Source organism: Arthrobacter sp. LjRoot14, assembly GCF_964253905.1.
Lineage (GTDB): Bacteria > Actinomycetota > Actinomycetes > Actinomycetales > Micrococcaceae > Arthrobacter.
Map to the genome: position 1 here is coordinate 2,443,551 of NZ_CAXURL020000001.1, position 22,891 is coordinate 2,466,441.

Annotated in this window: 19 protein-coding genes; 13 read left to right on the forward strand and 6 right to left on the reverse strand. The window is 65.3% G+C overall.

Annotated elements, in window-relative coordinates:
- The first annotated feature begins 44 nt into the window (after positions 1 to 44).
- From uvrA to ACSQ12_RS10920, 13 genes are all read left to right on the forward strand, one after another.
- On the forward strand, positions 45 to 2,972 hold the full coding sequence (gene uvrA, locus ACSQ12_RS10860) for an excinuclease ABC subunit UvrA (RefSeq protein WP_209744843.1): 2,928 nt from the start codon (positions 45 to 47) through the stop codon (positions 2,970 to 2,972).
- A 111-nt stretch (positions 2,973 to 3,083) separates the two neighbouring features.
- Positions 3,084 to 3,800: an HAD hydrolase-like protein gene (locus ACSQ12_RS10865; RefSeq protein ID WP_436065415.1), complete on the forward strand. Its 717-nt coding sequence runs from the start codon at positions 3,084 to 3,086 to the stop codon at positions 3,798 to 3,800.
- The gene (locus ACSQ12_RS10870; RefSeq protein ID WP_436065416.1) at positions 3,787 to 4,455 is read left to right on the forward strand and encodes a lysophospholipid acyltransferase family protein; all 669 of its coding nucleotides are present in this window, start codon (positions 3,787 to 3,789) and stop codon (positions 4,453 to 4,455) included. Before ACSQ12_RS10865 ends, ACSQ12_RS10870 begins: the two co-directional genes overlap by 14 nt.
- A 55-nt stretch (positions 4,456 to 4,510) precedes the next feature.
- Positions 4,511 to 6,520, forward strand: coding sequence for an excinuclease ABC subunit UvrC (gene uvrC, locus ACSQ12_RS10875; protein ID WP_436065417.1), 2,010 nt, complete (start codon positions 4,511 to 4,513; stop codon positions 6,518 to 6,520).
- A 68-nt stretch (positions 6,521 to 6,588) separates the two neighbouring features.
- Positions 6,589 to 7,512, forward strand: coding sequence for an RNase adapter RapZ (gene rapZ, locus ACSQ12_RS10880; RefSeq protein ID WP_011691929.1), 924 nt, complete (start codon positions 6,589 to 6,591; stop codon positions 7,510 to 7,512).
- On the forward strand, positions 7,512 to 8,531 hold the full coding sequence (locus ACSQ12_RS10885; RefSeq protein WP_436065418.1) for a gluconeogenesis factor YvcK family protein: 1,020 nt from the start codon (positions 7,512 to 7,514) through the stop codon (positions 8,529 to 8,531). Before rapZ ends, ACSQ12_RS10885 begins: the two co-directional genes overlap by 1 nt.
- A gap of 9 nt (positions 8,532 to 8,540) precedes the next feature.
- The gene (whiA, locus tag ACSQ12_RS10890; RefSeq protein ID WP_011691931.1) at positions 8,541 to 9,521 is read left to right on the forward strand and encodes a DNA-binding protein WhiA; all 981 of its coding nucleotides are present in this window, start codon (positions 8,541 to 8,543) and stop codon (positions 9,519 to 9,521) included.
- 182 nt (positions 9,522 to 9,703) lie between these two features.
- Positions 9,704 to 10,327: a superoxide dismutase gene (locus ACSQ12_RS10895; protein WP_043430683.1), complete on the forward strand. Its 624-nt coding sequence runs from the start codon at positions 9,704 to 9,706 to the stop codon at positions 10,325 to 10,327.
- A 275-nt stretch (positions 10,328 to 10,602) separates the two neighbouring features.
- A complete protein-coding gene (gene gap, locus ACSQ12_RS10900; protein ID WP_209744831.1) occupies positions 10,603 to 11,613 on the forward strand; it encodes a type I glyceraldehyde-3-phosphate dehydrogenase in 1,011 nt (336 codons plus the stop codon).
- Positions 11,614 to 11,623: 10 nt separating this feature from the next.
- Positions 11,624 to 12,850, forward strand: a complete 1,227-nt coding sequence (locus tag ACSQ12_RS10905; protein WP_436065419.1) for a phosphoglycerate kinase — start codon at positions 11,624 to 11,626, stop codon at positions 12,848 to 12,850.
- A gap of 81 nt (positions 12,851 to 12,931) precedes the next feature.
- The gene (gene tpiA, locus ACSQ12_RS10910; RefSeq protein WP_209744826.1) at positions 12,932 to 13,747 is read left to right on the forward strand and encodes a triose-phosphate isomerase; all 816 of its coding nucleotides are present in this window, start codon (positions 12,932 to 12,934) and stop codon (positions 13,745 to 13,747) included.
- Between the two features lie 49 nt (positions 13,748 to 13,796).
- The gene (gene secG, locus ACSQ12_RS10915) at positions 13,797 to 14,054 is read left to right on the forward strand and encodes a preprotein translocase subunit SecG (RefSeq protein ID WP_011691936.1); all 258 of its coding nucleotides are present in this window, start codon (positions 13,797 to 13,799) and stop codon (positions 14,052 to 14,054) included.
- Positions 14,055 to 14,198: 144 nt separating this feature from the next.
- A complete protein-coding gene (locus tag ACSQ12_RS10920; protein WP_436065420.1) occupies positions 14,199 to 14,576 on the forward strand; it encodes an RNA polymerase-binding protein RbpA in 378 nt (125 codons plus the stop codon).
- Here ACSQ12_RS10920 and pgl read toward each other — a convergent pair.
- From pgl to tkt, 6 genes are all read right to left on the reverse strand, one after another.
- Positions 14,547 to 15,365, reverse strand: coding sequence for a 6-phosphogluconolactonase (pgl, locus tag ACSQ12_RS10925; protein WP_436065421.1), 819 nt, complete (start codon positions 15,363 to 15,365; stop codon positions 14,547 to 14,549). The two genes, ACSQ12_RS10920 and pgl, sit on opposite strands and share 30 nt — an antisense overlap.
- Positions 15,355 to 16,296, reverse strand: a complete 942-nt coding sequence (locus ACSQ12_RS10930) for a glucose-6-phosphate dehydrogenase assembly protein OpcA (protein ID WP_209744816.1) — start codon at positions 16,294 to 16,296, stop codon at positions 15,355 to 15,357. The genes pgl and ACSQ12_RS10930 overlap by 11 nt, the downstream gene beginning before the upstream one ends.
- Positions 16,293 to 17,855: a glucose-6-phosphate dehydrogenase gene (zwf, locus tag ACSQ12_RS10935; RefSeq protein ID WP_209744813.1), complete on the reverse strand. Its 1,563-nt coding sequence runs from the start codon at positions 17,853 to 17,855 to the stop codon at positions 16,293 to 16,295. The genes ACSQ12_RS10930 and zwf overlap by 4 nt, the downstream gene beginning before the upstream one ends.
- A gap of 15 nt (positions 17,856 to 17,870) precedes the next feature.
- Positions 17,871 to 19,508 carry a glucose-6-phosphate isomerase gene (locus tag ACSQ12_RS10940; RefSeq protein ID WP_436065422.1) on the reverse strand — a complete coding sequence of 546 codons (1,638 nt, stop codon included), beginning with the start codon at positions 19,506 to 19,508 and terminating at the stop codon, positions 17,871 to 17,873.
- 6 nt (positions 19,509 to 19,514) lie between these two features.
- On the reverse strand, positions 19,515 to 20,630 hold the full coding sequence (tal, locus tag ACSQ12_RS10945) for a transaldolase (RefSeq protein WP_436065423.1): 1,116 nt from the start codon (positions 20,628 to 20,630) through the stop codon (positions 19,515 to 19,517).
- Between the two features lie 63 nt (positions 20,631 to 20,693).
- A complete protein-coding gene (gene tkt / locus ACSQ12_RS10950) occupies positions 20,694 to 22,811 on the reverse strand; it encodes a transketolase (protein WP_436066984.1) in 2,118 nt (705 codons plus the stop codon).
- Positions 22,812 to 22,891: the final 80 nt, after the last annotated feature.

Sequence of the window (22,891 nt, forward strand, 5' to 3'; positions counted from 1 at the left end):
GCCCGCAATAGAAATTCGAAGAAGTTTTCGATTAGCATTAGTGAGTGCCTAAAGCCGTAGCTGAAGAACCAGCCCTTGATGCCCGCTCCGCCGTCGTCCCCTTAAAACAAGGAAAACCGGCGCGCCCCGACCTTTCCCGCCTCGTGGTGAAGGGGGCACGGGAGCACAACCTGCGGAACGTGGACCTGGACCTGCCGCGCGACTCCATGATCGTTTTCACCGGGCTGTCCGGGTCCGGCAAGTCGTCCCTGGCGTTCGACACCATCTTCGCCGAGGGGCAGCGCCGCTACGTTGAATCCCTCTCTGCGTACGCCCGCCAGTTCCTCGGGCAGGTGGACAAACCGGATGTGGACTTCATCGAGGGCTTGTCTCCGGCTGTTTCGATCGACCAGAAATCCACCAGCAAGAACCCCCGGTCCACCGTGGGCACCATCACGGAGATCTACGACTACATGCGCCTGCTCTGGGCTCGTGTAGGCCGTCCGCATTGCCCCGTCTGTGGCGAGCAAGTGGCCAAGCAGACGCCGCAACAGATCGTCGACCAACTTCTTGAGCTGCCGGACGGCACGCGTTTCCAGGTCCTCGCTCCCGTGGTGCGCGGCCGCAAAGGCGAATTCGTTGACCTCTTCAAGGAACTCACGGCCAAGGGCTACTCCCGGGCCCGGGTGGACGGCGACCTCATCCAGCTCAGCGATCCTCCCAAGCTCGGCAAGCAGTTCAAGCACACCATCGAAGTCGTGGTGGACCGGCTCGTGGTCAAGGACGGCATCCGGCAGCGACTGACCGACTCCGTCGAAACGGCACTCGGACTGGCTGAGGGCCGCGTCCTGTCCGAGTTCGTCGACCTCGAAGCCGATGATCCGGAGCGGATCCGGGCGTTCTCCGAGCACCTCGCGTGCCCCAACGAACACCCGCTTGCCATCGATGAAATCGAGCCCCGCTCGTTCTCGTTCAACAACCCCTTCGGGGCGTGCTCGGCATGCAGCGGCATCGGCACCAAGCTGGAAGTTGACGAGGAACTCATCATTCCGAACGGGGAGCTTTCCCTGAATGAGGGTGCCATCGCGCCCTGGTCGCTGGGCACGGCCACCAGCGAGTACTGGAACCGGCTGCTGTCCGGGCTGGCGAAAGAGCTCGGCTTCTCAATGAAGACGCCGTGGCAGAAGCTTCCCAAGGACATCCGGCAGACCGTCCTGCACGGCAAGGACCACAAGGTCGTGGTGCAGTACCGCAACCGCTTCGGCCGGGAGCGCAAGTACAGCACCGGCTTCGAGGGCGTCATCCAGTACGTGCACCGCAAGCACCTGGAAACGGATTCGGATTCTGCCCGGGACCGCTACGAGGAATACATGCGGCAGATCCCGTGCCCTGCCTGCAACGGCGCCCGCCTGAACCCGGCCTCGCTGTCCGTGCTGATCAACGGCAAGTCCATTGCCGACGTTGCTGCCATGCCCATGCGTGAATGCGCGCACTTCCTGGACACCCTGGTGCTGACCGGCCGCGAGGCGCAGATTGCGCACCAGGTCCTGAAGGAAATCCAGGCGCGCCTGACCTTCCTCCTGGATGTCGGGCTGGAGTACCTGAACCTGGAGCGCCCCTCCGGCACGTTGTCGGGCGGCGAAGCCCAGCGCATCCGGCTTGCAACCCAGATCGGTTCCGGCCTCGTGGGCGTCCTGTACGTCCTGGACGAGCCCTCCATCGGCCTGCACCAGCGGGACAACCGGCGGCTGATCGAAACGCTTACCCGCCTACGCGACCTCGGCAACACCCTCATTGTGGTGGAGCACGACGAAGACACCATCCAGGAAGCCGACTGGGTAGTCGACATCGGCCCCGGAGCCGGTGAACACGGCGGCCAGGTGGTGCACTCCGGCTCCTACAAGGAACTCCTGGAAAACACCGAGTCCCTCACCGGCGATTACCTCTCCGGGCGCAAAAAGATTGAAATCCCGAAGAAGCGCCGCAAGTATGACAAAAAGCGTGAGCTGAAGGTCATCGGCGCAAGGGAAAACAACCTCGTCAACGTGGATGCCGCCTTCCCGCTGGGCCTATTGACGGCGGTCACCGGTGTGAGCGGTTCCGGCAAGTCCACCCTGGTCAACGAAATCCTTTACAAGGTGCTGGCCAACAAGCTCAACGGCGCCAAGCAGGTGGCCGGCCGGCACAAGTCCGTGCAGGGCCTGGAGCACCTGGACAAGGTGGTGCACGTCGACCAGAGCCCCATCGGCCGGACGCCGCGCTCCAACCCCGCCACGTACACAGGCGTGTTCGACAACATCCGCAAGCTCTTCGCCGAGACCACCGAAGCCAAGGTCCGCGGCTACCAGCCCGGGCGGTTCTCGTTCAACGTGAAGGGCGGCCGCTGCGAGGCGTGCTCCGGCGACGGCACGCTGAAGATCGAAATGAACTTCCTGCCGGACGTCTATGTGCCATGCGAGGTCTGCCACGGTGCGCGGTACAACCGGGAAACCCTGGAAGTCCACTACAAGGGCAAGACGATCGCCGACGTCCTGGACATGCCCATCGAGGAGGGCGCGGAGTTCTTTGCCGCCTTTACCCCCATCGCCCGCCACCTCCGCACGCTCGTGGACGTCGGACTGGGCTACGTGCGGCTGGGGCAGCCGGCCACCACGCTGTCCGGCGGTGAAGCCCAGCGCGTCAAGTTGGCCGCGGAACTCCAGAAGCGATCCAACGGACGCAGCATCTATGTCCTGGACGAGCCCACCACCGGGCTGCACTTCGAGGACATCCGCAAGCTGCTCATGGTCCTCCAGGGCCTGGTGGACAAGGGCAATACCGTGATCACCATCGAGCACAACCTCGATGTCATCAAGAGCGCGGACTGGATCGTCGACCTGGGGCCGGACGGCGGTTCCGGCGGCGGCCAGATCATCGCAACCGGAACCCCGGAACAGGTCGCAAAGTCCACCACAAGCTACACGGCGTCCTTCCTGGCGGAGATCCTGGGCTAGTGTCTGCCGGGCTGCGACGAATGGCTGGAGCTTGCTGATCCGGCGGGAAGAAGTATTCCTGCCGGGGAATGCGAGTTTCAGCCATTCGCGCACTTGTGGGAAACTAACCCGGTGACCCTTTCAACAGTGCCCGTGATCTTCGACCTGGACGGCACTCTTGTCGACCCGGCAGGGGGGATCACGGACGGAATCTCCGCGGCCCTTACCGAACTCGGCATCGGGGTTCCCGACCCTGCCCTGCTGAACTCGATGATCGGTCCGAAACTCAGCGACTCCCTGCTCAATATCGCGGGAGTTCCGCAGGAGCAGCTGGGCGAGGTCATCCGCCTGTACCGGTCCTACTATCTCGAAACGGGCATCGCCCAGAGCCGCCTCTACCCGGGCATCCGCGAGCTCGTTGAGGAATACGCCGCGGCGGGCCGGCCCATAGCCGTGGCCACACAGAAACCGGAAGGACTGGCCCGGATCGTGCTGGAATACCACGGCATTGCGTCCTCGTTCCGCTTCATCCGCGGTTCCGCCGCGGACGAAGCCGCGCACGCCCGGGTTCCGCTCGGCAAGACTGAAATTGTTGCCGCCGCCCTGTCCGACCTCCGCACCCAGCACGCCGTCATGGTGGGGGACCGTGCCCAGGATGTGGCCGGTGCCCTGGCCAACGGCCTCGACTGCATCGGCGTCAGCTGGGGATTCGCCCCGGATGGTGAACTCCATGAGGCAGGCGCCATGGCAATCGTGCACACCACCACGGATCTATTGGCCGTCGTGGAAAGCCTTGACGCCGTGCGCGCCGCAGCCCTGAGCGGGGTGAACAACGATGGCATTGTTTGATGCGATCCGCTGGACCACCCGCACGTTGATCTCCGGAACGTGCCGGCCGACCGTCATCGGGCTGGAGAACGTTCCCAAAGAAGGCCCGTTCATCGTCGCGCCCAATCACCTGTCCTTCCTGGACAGCGTCATTGTCCAGGCGCTGATGCCCCGGTCGGTGGCCTTCTTCGCGAAGGCCGAATATTTCACCACCGGGGGCGTCAAGGGGAAGGTGATGAAGTCCTTCTTCGAATCCGTAGGATCCATTCCGGTGGAACGCGGGGAACAGGCTGCCAGCGTGGCGGCCCTCAAGACGCTGCTGGACATCCTCGAGGCCGGAAAAGGCATCGGCATCTATCCGGAGGGCACCCGCTCCCGGGACGGCATCCTCTACCGGGGCCGCACCGGCGTCGGCTGGCTCGCGCTGACCACGGGGGCGCCGGTCATTCCCGTAGGCCTCATCGGGACCGAAAACCTCCAGCCGGCCGGCCAGAACGGCGTGAAGCCGCAGCACTTCACCATGAAGGTCGGCGAGCCGTTGTATTTTGAGAAGACCGGACCGGACCACTCCCTGCCCGCACGCCGCCAGGTGACGGACCGCATCATGGACGCCATTGCGGAGCTCAGCGGCCAGGAGCGATCAACGAGCTACAACCAGAGCAAAGCCGCTGAGTAGGGCGCCGGGGGACCCCCTGTCCGGATGTTCCCTGCAGCGTCAGTAGACTTGAATCGTGGCAGATCCAGCTAGTTACCGACCCCAAACGGGTGAGATTCCAACCAACCCCGGCGTGTACCGTTTCCGGGACCCGCACGGCCGCGTCATCTACGTCGGCAAGGCAAAAAGCCTGCGGTCCCGCCTGAATTCGTACTTCGCCAATCCCGGCGGGCTGCTGCCCAAGACCTACGCCATGGTCCACGCCGCCAGCAGCGTGGAGTGGACCGTCGTCGGAAGCGAACTGGAGTCGCTGCAGCTGGAATACACCTGGATCAAGGAGTTCAAGCCGCGGTTCAACGTCGTCTTCCGCGACGACAAGACCTATCCCTACCTGGCCGTCACTATGGGGGAGAAGTTTCCGCGTGTCCAGGTGCTCCGCGGCGAACGCCGCAAAGGCACCCGCTACTTCGGCCCGTACACAGCCGGGGCCATCCGCGAAACGATGGACACGCTGTTGCGCGTCTTCCCCGTCCGAAGCTGCAGCCCGGGGGTCCTGAAGCGGGCGCAGGCCAGCGGACGGCCCTGCCTGCTTGGCTACATCGACAAATGCGCCGCACCGTGCGTCGGCCGGGTCACGCCGGAGGAGCACCGGGCGCTGGCGGAGGACTTCTGTTCCTTCATGGGCGGTGAAGCCAAGCGCTTCATCGGACGGCTGGAAAAGGATATGGCCGCGGCAGTTGCCGAGCTCGACTACGAGCGGGCCGCCCGCGTCCGGGATGACATCATTGCGCTGCGAAAAGTCTTCGAACGCAACGCCGTGGTGCTGGCGGAAGACACCGACGCGGACGTTTTCGCGCTGCATGAGGATGAGCTGGAGGCCGCCGTCCAGGTCTTCCATGTCCGTGGCGGCCGGGTCCGCGGCCAGCGCGGCTGGGTGGTGGAAAAGGTCGAGGACTTCACCACGCCGGACCTTGTGGAGCACCTGCTCCAGCAGGTCTATGGCGAGGAAGGCGAAACGCAGGGGCGGCTGCCCCGCGAGGTCCTGGTCCCCGAGGAGCCGAGCAACGCTGCCGAGCTTGCCCAGTGGCTTGCCGGCCTGCGGGGTGCGAAAGTGGACATCCGGGTGCCGCGCCGCGGGGACAAGGCAGCACTTATGTCCACGGTCCGGGAAAATGCCGAGCACGCACTCAAGCTGCACAAATCGCGGCGCGCCGGGGACCTGACTAACCGGTCCCTCGCGCTGCAGGAGCTCCAGGAGGCCCTGGACCTGCCTGTCGCGCTGCTCCGTATCGAGTGCTTCGACATTTCCCACGTGCAGGGCACGAATGTGGTGGCGTCCATGGTGGTGGTGGAAGACGGTCTTCCGAAAAAGTCCGACTACCGCAAGTTCTCCATCACCGGCGCCGCGGCCGTGGACGACACAGCTGCCATGCATGATGTCCTCACCCGCCGCTTCCGGAATTATCTGCAGGAGAAGGCCTCCCAGGCGGAAGCGGCTCAGCTTCCCGGACATCAGGCAGCGCTCGAGGCCATGGCGGTGGCCTCCATGCAGGACACCACCACGCCCGCGCCGCGCGCAAAGTTCGCCTACCCGCCCAACCTCGTAGTGGTGGACGGCGGAAAGCCCCAGGTGAACGCGGCTGCGCGCGCCCTGGCGGAACTCGGGATTGATGATGTCTATGTCGTTGGCCTGGCCAAGCGCCTCGAAGAGGTCTGGCTGCCGGACAGCGACTTTCCGGTGATCCTGCCGCGGACGTCCGAGGGCCTCTACCTGCTCCAGCGCATCCGCGACGAAGCCCACCGTTTCGCCATCACCTTCCACCGGCAGAAGCGCGGAAAGGCCATGACGGTCTCCGCCCTGGACAGCGTTCCCGGCCTGGGCGAGGCCAAGCGCAAAGCGCTGCTTGCGCAGTTCGGCTCGGTTAGGAGCATCCGGACCGCCAGCGCGGCCGAACTAGCGACGGCCAAGGGCATCGGCCCGTCGCTTGCAGACGCAATCGTCAGTCATTTCAGCAACGGCGCCGCGGCCTCCGATGCGGAAGCGCCGTCAATCAATATGACGACCGGCGAAATCATTGAAACTTAGCTAGGGTAAGGACCTGAAGCGGAACGCGCGGTTGCGTCGAATTACATAGCAGGAATGGGGCTTTACTCATGGCAGAGTCAACGGCAGGATCCGAAGCGGAACAGGACGGCATGACGCCCGTCAGGCCCGTTGAAGCGGAACTGCTCGTGGTGACGGGTATGTCCGGGGCGGGGCGCAGTACCGCTGCGGACGCCCTTGAGGACCACGGCTGGTATGTCGTTGAGAACCTTCCGCCGCAGATGCTCGGCACCCTGGCCGAACTTGTGTCCCACGCCCCGCAGTCCATACCCAAGCTCGCCGTGGTGGTCGATGTGCGCAGCACGGCTCTCTTCGCCGACATCCGGGCGGCGTTGAAAACCCTCGAGGCCAGCGGCGTCACGTTCCGTGTCCTGTTCCTGGACGCCAACGACGACGTCCTGGTGCGCCGCTTCGAGCAGGGCCGCCGTCCGCATCCGCTCCAGGAAGGCGGGCGGATCCTCGACGGCATCGCCTCGGAGCGGGATTTGCTGCATGAACTCCGGGATTCCGCGGACATCGTGCTGGACACGTCAGAGTTCAACGTCCACGCCCTTGCCACCGCCATCACCGAGCTCTTCAGTGAAACCGGTCCCGTCGCCCTGCGGCTGAACGTCATGAGCTTCGGCTTCAAGTACGGGCTGCCGGTGGACGCGAACTTTGTGGTCGATGCCCGCTTCATCCCGAATCCGCACTGGGTCCCGCAGCTTCGTCCGCACACCGGCCTGGACAAGGACGTGAGCGATTACGTACTGGAGGCCGAAGGCGTCAAGAGCTTCGTGGACCGCTACGTGCTGGCCATTGAGCCGGTCCTGGACGGGTACCGCCGCGAAAACAAGCACTACGCCACCATTGCCGTGGGCTGTACCGGCGGCAAGCACCGCTCGGTGGCCGTCGCCATGGAACTCTCCAAGAAGCTGGCGCAGTATCCCCGAGTCACGGTGACCACCACCCATCGGGACCTGGGCCGCGAGTAATGGGACTGCTTACCGGGCCCCTGCCCCTGGTTCCGCCGGCAGCCGGCACCGGCGGCGGGCAACTGGACAAAGGTCCGTCCGTCGTCGCCCTCGGCGGAGGCCACGGGCTCTCCGCCTCGCTGTCGGCCCTTCGGCTGCTGACCTCCGAACTGACGGCGATCGTCACCGTAGCGGACGACGGCGGATCCTCCGGCCGGCTCCGCGAGGAGTACGGCGTCCTGCCGCCCGGCGACCTGCGGATGGCCCTCACGGCCCTTTGTGACGACACCGACTGGGGGCGGACCTGGCGGGACGTCATGCAGCACCGGTTCAAGCCGGGCGCGGGCCGCGGCGGCTCGCTCGATGACCACGCCATGGGCAACCTGCTCATCGTCACCCTCTGGGAACTGCTGGGAGACACCGTGGGCGGCCTGAAATGGGCCGGCGCCCTGCTCGGCGCACGCGGACAGGTCCTGCCCATGTCCGGCGAGGCACTGACGATCGAGGGTGACGTCCGGGTACCCGGCCCCGACGGCACGTACACCCTGGAGACGGTCAGGGGGCAGGCCAAGTGCGCCGTGGCAGGTTCGCTGGAAAGCGTCCGGCTCCTGCCGGAGTCGGCACGTGCATGCGTCGAAGCCCTGACGGCCATCGAACTGGCCGACTGGGTCATCCTCGGCCCGGGGTCCTGGTACACCTCCGTCCTGCCGCACCTCCTGCTGCCCGAAATGCGGCAGGCTCTCTCCGACACCCCCGCCAAACGGTGCCTCACCATGAACCTGGCAACGGACACCAAGGAAACCTCCGGGATGTCCGCTGCCGACCACCTGCATGTGCTGCGCAGCTACGCTCCAGACTTCAGTATCGACGTCGTGCTTGCTGACCCTGTGTCCGTGCCGGACGTCGAGGAGTTCAAGCGGGCCGCAGGGATGCTCGGTGCCGAGGTGGTCTTGGGTAAAGTAGGGGCGTCGAGCCGCCGTCCGATCCACGACCCACTGCGTCTGGCAACGGCGTACCACGATATTTTCGGGAACAGTTAGGAAGGTGCCATGGCACTGACATCATCAGTCAAAGAAGAACTGTCCCGCCTGGACATTAAGAAGTCCTCGGTCCGCAAGGCAGAAGTCTCGGCGATGCTGCGATTTGCCGGCGGACTGCACATCATCTCCGGCCGCATCGTGATTGAGGCCGAGGTTGACCTCGCGTCCACGGCACGCCGCCTCAGGGCCGCGATCGCCGAGGTATACGGCCACCAAAGCGAGATCATCGTTGTCTCCGGCGGCGGGCTTCGCCGCGGAAACCGGTATGTGGTGCGGGTGGTGCGCGACGGCGAAGCCCTTGCCCGCCAGACCGGGCTGCTGGACGCGCGCGGCCGCCCTGTCCGGGGCCTGCCGTCGGCAGTGGTCAACGGTTCCGCCGCCGACGCCGAAGCCGTGTGGCGCGGCGCCTTCCTTGCCCACGGATCGCTGACGGAGCCGGGCCGGTCCTCCGCCATGGAAGTGACCTGTCCGGGGCCCGAGTCGGCCCTGGCGCTGGTGGGCGCGGCCCGCCGCCTCGGCATCCAGGCCAAGGCCCGCGAAGTCAGGGGAGTGGACCGGGTGGTCATCCGCGACGGCGACACGATCGCCGCACTGCTCACCCGGATGGGTGCCCATGACGCGCTGATGGTCTGGGAAGAACGCCGCATGCGCAAGGAGGTGCGGGCGACGGCCAACAGGCTGGCCAACTTCGACGACGCCAACCTGCGCCGTTCGGCCCAGGCAGCAGTTGCCGCCGGCGCCCGGGTGGACCGCGCACTGGAGATCCTCGGCGACGACGTCCCGGACCACCTGAAGTATGCGGGTGAACTCCGCGTTGCCCACAAGCAGGCGAGCCTGGACGAACTTGGCCGGCTGGCCGATCCGCCCATGACCAAGGATGCGATCGCCGGCAGGATCCGCAGGCTCCTGGCGATGGCGGACAAACGCGCGCTGGACCTGGGGATCCCCGGGACCGAGGCCAATGTGACGCCGGAAATGCTGGACGAGTAACGGCGCCCCTAGAATCGAGACCGGGTAACGGAAATACCTCGCGGCGGCCGGAGGTTGTGCCCCAAGGGAGCCACCGCTCCGCCTGGATTCCGTCCCTATAGATTTCCGGGTGACCTGTCATCCGGATGCACAATCCGAGAGTTACCAAACCGGACAACCTGTCCACGACATTGGAGGATTTTGTGACCGAGTACGTACTGCCTGAACTCAGCTACGACTACGCAGCGCTGGAGCCCCACATCTCCGCACGCATCATGGAGCTGCACCACAGCAAGCACCACGCTGCCTACGTGACCGGTGCCAACAACGCGCTGGCCCAGCTGGCTGAGGCACGCGAAAAGGGCGACTTCGCCAACATCAACCGGCTTTCGAAGGACCTGGCGTTCCACACCGGCGGCCACGTCAACCACTCCGTGTTCTGGAACAACCTGTCCCCGGACGGCGGCGACAAGCCCGAAGGTGAGCTGGCCGCAGCCATCGATGACGCTTTTGGTTCCTTCGACGCCTTCCGTGCGCAGTTCACCGCTGCCGCGCTGGGCCTGCAGGGTTCCGGCTGGGGATTCCTGGCCTACGAGCCCATCGGCGGAAACCTGGTCATCGAGCAGCTCTACGATCAGCAGGGCAACGTTGCACTCGGCACCACGCCGCTGCTCATGCTCGACATGTGGGAGCACGCCTTCTACCTGGACTACGTCAACGTCAAGGCTGACTACGTCAAGGCTTTCTGGAACATCGTGAACTGGGCCGACGTCGCCAAGCGCTTCGACGGTGCACGCAAGAACGCCACGGGCCTCATTACCCTGTAACGCCGTTCAGGTGTGACGGGCAAGACATCACCCTGTAACAAACTTCACATTTAGTCCGTTTCGGGCCGAATCGTGGACGGTCCGCCCCCGCACTTGCGGGGGCGGACCTTCTTAAACGTAAGATGGATCACGGAAGGCGGTTAGCCTTCAGCAATGTGGCTGGTCGCCCTCCGATCTGGTAATCATCTCTGCCCAATGGCGTGCGGGATCTGTTAGTTGGCTTGAACGCCCGCTCAACTAGTTGTGCTTCAACAAGCACCAAGGAGACTGAAAAAGTGACGACCCGTATTGGTATCAACGGCTTTGGCCGCATTGGCCGCAATTACTTCCGTGCTGCACTGGCACAGGGTGCTGACCTCGAGATCGTTGCAGTCAACGACCTCACCAGCCCCGAAGCGCTGGCCCACCTCTTCAAGTACGACTCCGTAGGCGGCCGCCTCAAGGAGACCATCGAGGTCAAGGACGGCAACATCGTCGTCAACGGCAATGTCGTAAAGGTTCTCGCCGAGCGCGACCCCGCGAACCTCCCCTGGGGAGAGCTGGGCGTTGACATCGTCATCGAGTCCACCGGCTTCTTCACCAAGGCCGCTGCTGCCAAGAAGCACATCGACGCCGGCGCCAAGAAGGTCCTGATCTCCGCCCCGGCCTCGGACGAGGACATCACCATCGTGATGGGCGTCAACCACGAGCTGTACGACAACGCCAAGCACCACATCATCTCCAACGCATCCTGCACCACCAACTGCCTCGGCCCGCTGGCCAAGGTCGTCAACGACGAGTTCGGCATCGAGCGCGGCCTCATGACGACGGTCCACGCCTACACGGCCGACCAGAACCTGCAGGACGGCCCGCACAGCGACCTCCGCCGTGCCCGCGCCGCCGCCATCAACATGGTCCCCACCTCCACCGGTGCGGCCAAGGCCATCGGCCTGGTGCTTCCGGAACTCAAGGGCAAGCTGGACGGTTACGCCATCCGCGTCCCCGTCCCCACCGGCTCCGCAACCGACCTCACGGTCACCGTTTCCCGCGAGACCACCGTTGAGGAAGTCAACGCAGCGCTCAAGAAGGCGTCCGAGTCTGAGGCGCTCCAGGGCTTCCTGACCTACACGGATGAGCCGATCGTCTCTTCCGACATCGTGGGCGACCCGGCCTCGTCGATCTTCGACTCCGGCCTGACGAAGGTCATCGGCAACCAGGTCAAGGTTGTTTCCTGGTATGACAACGAATGGGGCTACTCGAACCGCCTGGTCGACCTCACGGAGCTCGTCGCATCCAAGCTGGGCTAGGGTTAGACACATGACATTCCACACCCTCAACGAACTGATCGCTGATGGTGTCCGCGGGCGGTACATTCTGGTCAGAAGTGACCTGAATGTGCCGCTCGACGGCTCTGACGTGACTGACGACGGCCGCATTAAAGCGTCCCTGCCAGTACTGACGAAGCTCACGGACGCCGGTGCCCGCGTGCTGGTCACAGCCCACCTCGGACGACCCAAGGGCGCCCCGGAGGAAAAATACTCCCTCAAGACTGCCGTAACGCGGCTGGCCGAGCTGGCTCCTTTCAAGGTCACCCTGGCCGGAGACACCGTCGGTGCCTCGGCAAAGGAGCATGCCGCTGCGTTGCAGGACGGCGAAGTCCTGGTCCTTGAAAACGTTCGTTTCGATGCCCGTGAGACCAGCAAGGACGACGCCGAGCGCGGCGCCTTCGCGGACGAACTGGTGTCGCTGACGGGCGGGAACGGCGCCTTCGTGGATGACGCCTTCGGCGCCGTCCACCGCAAGCACGCCAGCGTGTACGACGTCGCCACCCGGCTGCCGTCGTACCAGGGCGACCTTGTGCACACCGAAGTGGAGGTGCTCCGCAAGCTCACCACGGAGACCCAACGGCCTTATGTGGTGGTGCTCGGCGGCTCCAAGGTTTCGGACAAGCTCGCGGTCATCGACAACCTGATTGGCAAGGCCGACACCATCCTGGTGGGCGGCGGCATGCTGTTCACGTTCCTGGCAGCGGCCGGCCACAAGGTTGCCGGCAGCCTGCTCGAGGAAGACCAGATCCCCGTGGTCCAGGACTACCTGAAGCGCGCGGCGGACGCAGGCACTGAGTTCGTTGTGCCCACGGACGTTGTGGTCGCGGCCAAGTTCGCTGCTGACGCTGACCACGAGACGGTCAGCGCCGACGCCATCGAAGGCAGCAGCTTCGGCGCGCAGGGCATCGGGCTGGACATCGGACCCGAATCGGCGGCTGCGTTCGCCGCCCGCATCAAGGGCGCCAAGACGGTGTTCTGGAACGGCCCCATGGGCGTCTTTGAGTTCGACGCCTTTGCCGGCGGCACCCGTGCCATCGCGCAGGCCCTCACCGAAGCGGATGCGTTCACCGTGGTCGGCGGCGGAGACTCCGCAGCTGCCGTCCGCACCCTGGGCTTCGCCGACGACCAGTTCGGCCACATCTCCACGGGTGGCGGCGCCAGCCTGGAGTACCTTGAAGGCAAGGAACTGCCGGGCCTCAGCGTTCTGGACCGCTAGATCCTCCGGCCGGCAGGGCACCGCACTGAAAAGTCGGGGCCCTGCCGGCTGTTCATATCACACGCACTTTTTGGAGAACACGTGACTACGTCAACGAATGGCAAGTTCGACCGCACGCCCCTGATTGCCGGCAACTGGAAGATGAACATGGACCACGTCCAGGGCATCACGCTGCTGCAGAAACTCGCTTGGACCCTGTCCGATGCCAAGCACGATTACAGCCGCGCCGAGGTAGCTGTCTTCCCGCCTTTCACCGACCTTCGCGGCGTCCAGACCCTCGTCCAGGGCGACGAACTGGAAGTCGTCTACGGCGGCCAGGACCTTTCGCAGTTCGATTCCGGTGCCTACACCGGTGACATCTCCGGCCAGTTCCTGAACAAGCTGGGCTGCAAGTACGTCCTGGTCGGCCACAGCGAACGGCGCACCATCCACAACGAGACCGACGAGGTCCTCAACGCTAAAGTGAAGGCCGCTTACCGCCACGGAGTCACCCCGGTGCTCTGCGTCGGCGAAGGCCTCGAGATCCGGCAGGCCGGCACGCACGTCCAGCACACGCTCGACCAGCTCCGTGCCAACGTCGAAGGCCTCAGCGCCGACGAAGCGGCCGAGCTCGTGGTCGCCTACGAGCCCGTCTGGGCCATCGGCACCGGTGAAGTGGCAGGACCGGAGGATGCACAGGAAATGTGCGCCGCCATCCGCGCCGAGCTCACCACCCTGTTCGGTGACGAGGTTGCCGCGAAGGTCCGCCTGCTTTACGGCGGTTCGGTCAAGGCCAACAATGCGGCCGCCATCCTGAACGAACGCGACGTCGACGGCGTGTTGGTAGGCGGCGCCAGCCTCGATCCCGCCGAGTTTGCTAATATTGTCAGGTTCGAGAGTCACCTGCTGACGGATTAGTCCGGACACAGCCTTGACCCCCGCAATCATCAACTTCTGAAAGGCCGTCGTGGACGTTCTTCATGTCATTCTGCAGATCCTCCTGGGCATCACCAGCCTCCTGCTGACGCTGCTCATCCTGCTCCACAAGGGACGGGGCGGCGGTCTGTCGGACATGTTCGGCGGAGGCATGAGCTCCGGCCTCAGCTCGTCCGGCGTGGCGGAACGCAACCTCAACAGGTTCACGGTCATCCTCGGCGTCACCTGGGGCGTCGTCATCATCGCCCTTGGCCTTCTGATGCGCTTCTCCGGAGGCGGCGACTCCTAGCAGTCCGCCTGAACAACACCGGCCGGGAGTCTTCCCGGAATTGACACGCCCGGTACTAACGGCCCTGCCGCCGTCGGGAACTCCGCACTAAACTGTGGCTGTTGGCTTCCAACAACCGGTCAGTCGAGTAGCCAGGAGTTCCCGATGGTGCATGCTGCTTCTGGGTTCCGGGGAACCCGTGTGGGGGTGGCCGAAGGGTCAGCCCCGAAAATTCAGCCAAACGACGTAGTCGGTGAACGCTTGCCGCGTATTCGTGTTTCCTATTGGTGCGCCAAAGGACACGAGACGCGGCCTGTTTTCATTAAGCTCCCGGAAGACCAGATCCCCGTGGTCTGGGACTGCCGCCGCTGCGGCGGCACTGCGTCACGGGACGAGGCCCGCGTCGAGCTGCCGCACCATTCCGACGAAGGCTATAAAAGCCACCTTGAGTACGTTAAAGAGCGACGCTCCAGCCAGGACGCCGAAGACGTACTGGCCGGAGCGCTGGAGCGGCTACGAGCCCGCGGGACCTTTTCGGACTAGCTGCTCGGGAACCCGTGACGCGGCATTCTCATCGATCAGCCACAGCGTCCGTGAGCGGCCGGTAGGTCCCGCCGCGGGGACCTGTACGGGGTTTGCGCCTGCCAGGGCAAGGCCCACGGCACCTGCCTTATCCTCGCCCGCAACGACCATCCACACTTCACTCGCCGTGTTGATCGCCGGCAACGTCAGCGAAATGCGTTCGGGCGGCGGTTTCGGGGAATTCCGGACGCCCACAACCGTGAGCTCCTTCTCCCTGATGCCTGCCTGTTCGGGGAAGAGCGAGGCCACATGGGCATCCGGGCCTACGCCAAGGAGGACCACGTCGAAGCGGGGAAGCGTCCCCGGGTTCTCGGGACGGTCATCGGACATGTCCGCTGCATGCTCCGCCGCGGCTGCCTCGGCAAGCCGCCGCGCGTAGTCAGCAGCGGCATCTTCCGGACTGTCGAAATGGTCCGTGGAGCCGGGTTCATGCACCCGTTCCGGGTCCACGGGGATGTGCGAGAGCAGCGCCTCGTGCGCCTGGAGGGTGTTGCGGTCGCTGTCTGAGCTGCCGACAAAGCGTTCGTCGCCCCACCAGAAGTTGACCTTGGACCAGTTCACTGCCGGAGAGGCCGCCGAGTCAGCAACCGCCCTGAGGGTTCCGATGCCCACAGTGCCACCCGTGAGCACCACCGTTGCCTCACCGTGTTTGTCTTGGACGTCCACGAGTTTGGTAATGAGCCGGGCCGCGATGGCAGCCATCAATACGGATGAGTCAGGGTGGATGCTTACTCTGGGATCAGCGCTCACTGGGACGGACACTCCTTAGATTTGTACGGGGCAGTCCAATAGTAATCACTTCACCGAAGACTTCGTCGGGATCCAGCCGCCGCAGTTCTTCGGCGAGGCAGTCCCTGAGGCTGCGGCGCGGCAGCGAGATGCGCTGTGCGGGCTGGCCCGGCTGCGTCAGTTCAGCCACGGACAATCCCGGGCGGAACAGCTGGACGTCGCCGCTGGCGCGGCTCAGCCGGACGCGCCGGATGCCGGTCCCGGCGGGGTCTGCCACGATGGTCACCGGGGCGTCGAGGGCCAGTGTCAGCCAGGCTGCAAGAAGGAGGGTGCTGGGGGAGTCCGAGGCGCCTTCCACGGCGACGGCCGTGACGGGCGAAGAGTCGACCTGGTCCAGGACAGCGGCCAGCTGGATCCGCCAGTTGGTGAGGCGGGTCCAGGCGAGGTCGGTGTCGCCGGCCTTGTACGTGTTCCGGATGTTGTCCAGTGCCTTCTGCGGGTCCTCCTCATTGGCGGAGTCGGTGATGCGGCGGTGCGCTATCCGCCCGATGGACGTCTCACAGGCGCTCTTGGGCGCACCGTGCGGCCACCAGGCCACGATCGGAGCATCGGGGAGCAGGAGGGCGGCAACGAGGGATTCACTTTCCTCGGCAAGCTCGCCGTACCCGCGGAGCACGATCACTTCGGACGCGCCGGCGTCGCCGCCCACGCGGATCTGGGCGTCCAGCCGGGTGGGGGAGTTGGCTCCGGCATCGGCAAGGACGATGATCCGGCAGGGGTGTTCCCGGCTGGCTTCGTTGGCCGCTTCAATAGCCTCCTCCTCCAGCCCGGACTTGGTGACCACCACAAGGGTGAGCACCCGGCCGAGCGCGATCACGCCGCCCTGCTCGCGCAGGGACATGATCTTCTTGGAGATGGCGGAGGTTGTTGTGTCGGGAAGATCTACGATCATGGCCTTCTCCAGGTTCGTCCGTCGCGGGCAAGCAGCTCATCGGCCGAGGCGGGGCCCCAGCTTCCGGGGGCATAGGGCTCAGGCTGTTCGCCCAGGCCGGCCCAGTATTCTTCAAAGGGATCCAGAATCTTCCAGGACAGTTCCACTTCCTGGTGACGCGGGAACAGCGGCGGTTCGCCCAGCAGGACGTCCAGGATGAGCCGTTCGTACGCTTCGGGGCTGGACTCGGTAAACGAATGCCCGTAGCCGAAGTCCATCGTGACGTCGCGGACTTCCATCTGCGTCCCAGGAACCTTCGAACCGAACCGGATCGTGGCGCCCTCGTCAGGCTGCACACGGATCACCACGGCGTTCTGGCCGAAGTCGTCCTCGCCGTGATCGCGGAACAGCAGGTTGGGGGCGCGCTTGAAGACGACGGCGATTTCCGTCACCCGGCGTCCCAGCCGCTTTCCGGCACGGAGGTAGAACGGCACACCGGCCCAGCGGCGCGTGTGGATGTCCACCCGGATGGCGGCGTAGGTTTCCGTGGTGGAGTCGGCAGGGATGCCTTCCTCCTCCAGGTAGCCAAGGACCTGCTCGCCGCCCTGCCAGCCGCCGGCGAACTGACCGCGCGCCGAGTGCGTCGACAGGTCCTCCGGGAGCTTGACCGCTGCCAGGACCTTTTCCTTCTCGGCACGAAGGTCATCGGCGTTGAAGGAAATGGGTTCCTCCATGGCCGTCAGCGCCAGGAGCTGGAGCAGGTGGTTCTGGATGACGTCGCGGGCCGCGCCCACGCCGTCGTAGTAGCCTGCCCGGCCGCCGGTACCGATGTCCTCGGCCATGGTGATCTGGACGTGGTCAACATAGTTCGCGTTCCAGAGCGGTTCGAACAGCTGGTTCGCAAAACGCAGAGCCAGGATGTTCTGGACTGTTTCCTTGCCCAGGTAGTGGTCGATCCGGAAGACCGCGTCGGGCGGGAAGACAGACTCCACGATGTCGTTGAGCTGCCGGGCGGACTCGAGGTCGTGCCCGAACGGCTTCTCAATGACCACACGGCGCCACTTGTCACCCTCAGCCTGGGCCAGGCCGTGCTTCGACAGCTGCCGGCAGACCTGTTCAAACGCTTTCGGCGGAATCGACAGGTAAAACGCGTGGTTGCCGCGCGTTCCGCGCTGCTCGTCCAGCTCGTCGATCGTGTCGCCGAGCCGCTCAAAGGCTTCGTCGTCGTCGAACTCTCCCTGGACAAAGCGGATGCCCTCGGAGAGCTGGTTCCACACAGCCTCATCAAACGGCGTACGTGCGTAGGCCTTGACGGACTCCTTGACCTCGGCGGCAAAATCCTCGTTTTCCCACTGCCGCCGGGCGAAGCCCACCAGGGCGAAGCTCGGCGGCAGCAGGCCGCGGTTGGCCAGGTCGTAGACGGCAGGCATGAGCTTCTTGCGGGCAAGGTCGCCGGTCACTCCGAAGAGGACCAGCGAGGAGGGACCGGCGATGCGGTTCAGCCGGCGGTCCCGGGGATCCCGCAACGGGTTGCGTCCCCGCCCTGCTGACTTCCTGCTGCCGTTTTCAGTTTCTGGCATGGTTGGTTCGGTGCCTTAGCTTTCAGTGTGGGATGCTGCCTGGCCGGCAAGCTCTGAAACAATATCCTGCAGCTGCTTGACGCCGGCGGCGCGGTCTGTGAGGTGCAGGCGGAGGACCGGACGGCCGTGGTCGCTGAGAACCTGGGCGTCGCCGGCGGCCTGGGCCGAGATCAGCTCACCGAACGTGAACGGCCGCTCCGGGATGGACAGGTCCGTTGCGGACTCGGCAGTGACCTGCAGGAACACACCGATGGCGGGTCCGCCCTTGTGGAACTGGCCGGTGGAGTGCAGGAAGCGCGGACCCCAGCCGAACGTCACAGGACGTCCGCTGACTGCTGCGAGCTGGTCACGGACACCTTCGACCGGGGCATACGCCAGCCGGTCGAAGTAGGCCTGGACGCTGAGGTAGCTGTCGTCAGCGAGCTGGGCGAGCAGCGCGGACACTGCGGCAGACGCCGTCGAGGCATCTCCCAGCCAGTCGCCGCCGCGGACCTCTACGGCGCCGTCGACGAAGTTGGCCGGGGTCGGTTCCGGCTGAGCGTCCAGCAGGCCGCGTGCGGCCACCTTGGCGGCTTCGACGTCGGGCTGGTCAAACGGGTTGATGCCCAGCAGGCGTCCCGCGACGGCGGTGGCAAATTCCCACACCATCATCTGCGTCGCCAGGCCGCCGGCAATGGCAACCTCGTTATCACCGAGCCGGACGTCGTCGGCGTCGGCAGCTACCAGACGCACCACCAGGACGTCGGCAGCGCCGGAGGTGACCTCCGGTGCTGACGGACCGGCGACGACCGGCAGAACTCCGGTGCCGAGCTTGCCGGTGGATTCGGCGATGAGCTGTTCGGCCCAGTCGGCGAAACCGACGATGCCGGATCCGTCCTCCGCAATGACGATCTTGTTCCGCAGCGGGTTGGTGCCGCCCAGCGCGGTGCCCAGGGCGAGGCCGATGTTCTCGGGGGCGTCCTCGTTAAGGATCTCTGCTGCCTCTTCGGCCTCGTCCAGGAACGCCTGGATGTCCACGCCGGCCAGCCCGCAGGGGACCAGTCCGAAGGCGGTCAGTGCCGAGAAGCGTCCGCCGACGTTGGGGTCGGCGTTGAAGACTGCGCGGTAGCCGGCCTCCCGTGATGCCTTGTCCAGCGGCGAACCCGGGTCGGTGACGATGACGATGCGGCTCTTCGCGTCAACTCCGGCATCGGTGAAGGCCTGCTCGAAGATCCTCCGCTGGGAATCCGTTTCGACGGTGGAGCCGGACTTGGACGAAACGACAATGGCGGTTTCGGCAAGGCGGTCCACCAAAGCAGCACTGACCTGTTCGGGGTCGGTGCTGTCAAGCACAGTCAGCTCGACGCCAGCGGTGCCCGCAATGACCTCGGGCGCAAGCGAGGATCCGCCCATGCCGCAGAGGACAATGCGCGTGACGCCCTCGGCCTTCAGTGCGTCGCGGAGTTCCAGGATGTCGCTGACCAGCGGCTGCGAGACGGTGGCCGCCTCGACCCAGCCCAGCCGGATAGCGGATTCCTGTTCGGCGTCGGGCCCCCACAAGGTGTGGTCCTTCGCGAAAATCCTGGTGGCGATGCGGTCTTCCAGCAGCGCGGGGAGGTGCTGCTCAAGTGCCTCACGGGCTGCGCCGGTGGCGTCGTAGCTGAGTGTGCTCATGGTGGGTTAGGAAGCCTTCCGTGCAGAGGCCAGGGCGCCTTCGACGTCACCCAGCAGTTCCTTCCAGCTGGCCACGAACTTATCCAGGCCCTCGGACTCAAGCAGTGCCACGACGTCGTTGTAGGAAATCCCCAGCGCGTCGAGGGCGTTCAGCGTCGCGTTTGCGTCGTCGTAGCCGCGGGTGACGGTGTCGCCCGTGACCACACCGTGGTCGAACGTGGCGTCGAGGGTCTTCTCCGGCATGGTGTTGACTACGCCGGGTGCGACGAGTTCGGTGACGTAGAGGGTGTCCGGGTAGGCCGGGTCCTTCACTCCGGTCGAGGCCCACAGCGGGCGCTGCGGGAGGGCGCCGGCTTCGGCGAGCAGTGCCCAGCGTTCGGTGGAGAAGAGCTCCTCGTACACCTGGTAGGCCAGGCGGGCGTTGGCCAGGCCGGCCTTGCCCTTGAGTGCCTTGGCTTCGTCGGTGCCGATGGCGTCGAGGCGCTTGTCGATTTCGGCGTCGACGCGGGAGACGAAGAAGGACGCGACCGAGTGGATCTTGGAAAGGTCGTGGCCGTTGCCCTTGGCCTGTTCCAGGCCGGACTGGAACGCGTTGATGACTGCGCGGTAGCGTTCCAGCGAGAAGATCAAGGTCACGTTGACGCTGATGCCCTCGGCCAGGGTGGCCGTGATGGCCTCGAGGCCTTCGAGGGTTGCCGGGATCTTGATGAGGACGTTGTCCTTGTTGACCTTCTTGTACAGGTGCTTCGCTTCGGCGATGGTGCCGGCGGTGTCCCAGGCGAGGCGGGGGTCCACTTCGATGGACACCCGGCCGTCAACGCCCTTGGTGGCTGCGGCGACGGGGGCGAACAGGTCGCAGGCGTCGGCAACGTCAGTGGTGGTGATTTCGAAGACGGTCTCTTCAACGGTGGCATCGGCTGCTGCCTGCTCAGCGATGGTGGCGTCGTAGTCCGTGCCGGAGGTGATGGCGGCGTGGAAGATGGACGGGTTGGTGGTGACACCAACGACGTTCTTCTCTTCGATGAGCTTGCGCAGGGTGCCGGTCTGCAGGCGGCCGCGGGAGAGGTCGTCGAGCCAGATCGAGACGCCGGCGTCCGAGAGCTGCTGGGTGGGGGTAGTCATGTCATAACTCCTGGAAATCAGGGGTTCCGGGGGCGCAACGTCCCCCGGAACCGTGGGGGTTGATCAGTTGGAGAGGCCGGCGAGGGATTCCTTGGCCGCGGCGGCTACTGCTTCTGCCGTGATGCCGAATTCCTGGAAGAGGCGCTTGTAGTCGGCGGAGGCGCCGAAGTGCTCCAGGCTGATGGAACGGCCGGCGTCGCCGACGAATTCCTTCCAGCCCAGGGCCAGGCCTGCTTCGACAGACACGCGCGCCTTCACGGCCGGGGGCAGGACGGCGTCACGGTAGGTGGCGTCCTGCTTGTTGAACCACTCCACGCACGGCATCGACACCACACGGGTGGGGATGCCTTCGGCCTGGAGGGCTTCGCGGGCGTTCACGGCCAGCTGGACCTCGGAACCGGTGCCGATCAGGATGACCTGGGCGTCGGCGGTCTTGCCGTCCTTGGAGGCTTCGGCCAGGACATAGCCGCCCTTGGCCACGCCGGAGACGGCACCGAAGGTGTCACCCTCGGCGTCGCCTTCGCCGCGGGCGTAGGTGGGGATATTCTGGCGGGTCAGGACGATGCCGGCCGGGTTCTCGTGGTTTTCGAGCATGGCCTTCCAGGCGGCGGAAACCTCGTTCGCGTCACCGGGGCGGACAACGTCCAGGCCCGGAATGGCGCGCAGGGAGGCCAGCTGCTCCACCGGCTGGTGGGTGGGGCCGTCTTCGCCGAGGCCGATGGAGTCGTGCGTCCAGACGTACAGGGACGGGACACCCATCAGTGCGCCGAGGCGGATGGCCGGGCGCTGGTAGTCGGAGAAGATCAGGAAGGTACCGGAGAACGCGCGTGTCTTGCCGTGCAGGGCGATGCCGTTCACGATCGAGGCGGCGGCATGCTCACGGATGCCGAAGTGCAGCACCCGGCCGTACGGGTTGCCCTTCCACGCATCGGTGGACCGGGACACGGGGATGAACGAGGGCGAACCTTCGATGGTGGTGTTGTTTGATTCGGCGAGGTCGGCCGAGCCGCCCCACAGTTCCGGCATGACCGGCCCGATCGCGTTCAGGACCTTGCCGGAGGCGGCACGGGTGGAGACGTCCTTGCCTGCTTCGAACACCGGCAGGGCAGAATCGAGTTCCACCGGGAGCTTGCGGGCCTCGACACGTTCCAGCAGCGCGGCGGCGTCGGGGTTGGATGCCTGCCATGCTTCGAAGGAGTCCTGCCATTCGCTGCGGGCGGCCGCACCGCGGTCCACGACGGCGCGGGCGTGGGCCAGCACCTCTTCGTCAACCTCGAACGTCTTCGCGGGGTCAAAGCCCAGCACGCTCTTCAGCGCGGCGACTTCCTCGGCACCCAGGGCGGAGCCGTGGATCTTGCCGGTGTTCTGCTTCTTCGGCGCCGGGTAGCCGATGATGGTTCGCAGCGACACGATCGAGGGCTTGGAGGTCTCCGCTTTTGCAGCGAGGAGGGCGGCGTACAGTTCCTGCACGTCTTCCTTGTATTCGCCGGTCTTCGTCCAGTCCACGCGCTGGACGTGCCAGCCGTAGGCTTCGTAGCGCTTGAGGACGTCCTCGGTGAACGCGACGTCGGTGTCGTCTTCAATGGAGATGTGGTTCTCGTCGTACACCACGACGAGGTTGCCGAGTTCCTGGTGGCCGGCCAGCGAGGAAGCCTCGGAGGTCACGCCTTCCTGGAGGTCGCCGTCGGAGGCAATGACCCAGATCGTGTGGTCGAACGGTGAGGTGCCGGCGGGAGCATCGGCGTCGAACAGTCCGCGTTGGCGGCGCTGGGAGTACGCGAAACCGACCGAGGACGCCAGGCCCTGGCCCAGCGGGCCGGTGGTGATTTCCACGCCGGCGGTGTGCTTGTACTCCGGGTGTCCCGGAGTCAGCGAACCCCAGGTCCGCAGCGCCTTCAGGTCCTTCAGTTCCAGGCCGTAGCCGGAGAGGAACAGCTGGATGTACAGCGTCAGGGACGTGTGGCCGGGGGAGAGGATGAACCGGTCGCGGCCGATCCAGTCCGGGTTCTTCGGATCGTGGCGCATCAGCTTCTGGAAGAGAAGGTACGCGGCCGGGGCGAGGCTCATCGCGGTGCCCGGGTGGCCGTTGCCTACCTTTTCGACCGCGTCCGCGGCCAGAATGCGGACCGTGTCAACGGCTCGCTGGTCCAAACTGGTCCATGACAGTTCTTGCTCTTCCAAATGTGGCACGAAAACCGGGCCCCTCTCTGTGCTGACGGCAGGTGGTACGAACAGGCCGGAGCGGGGACACACATAATGGC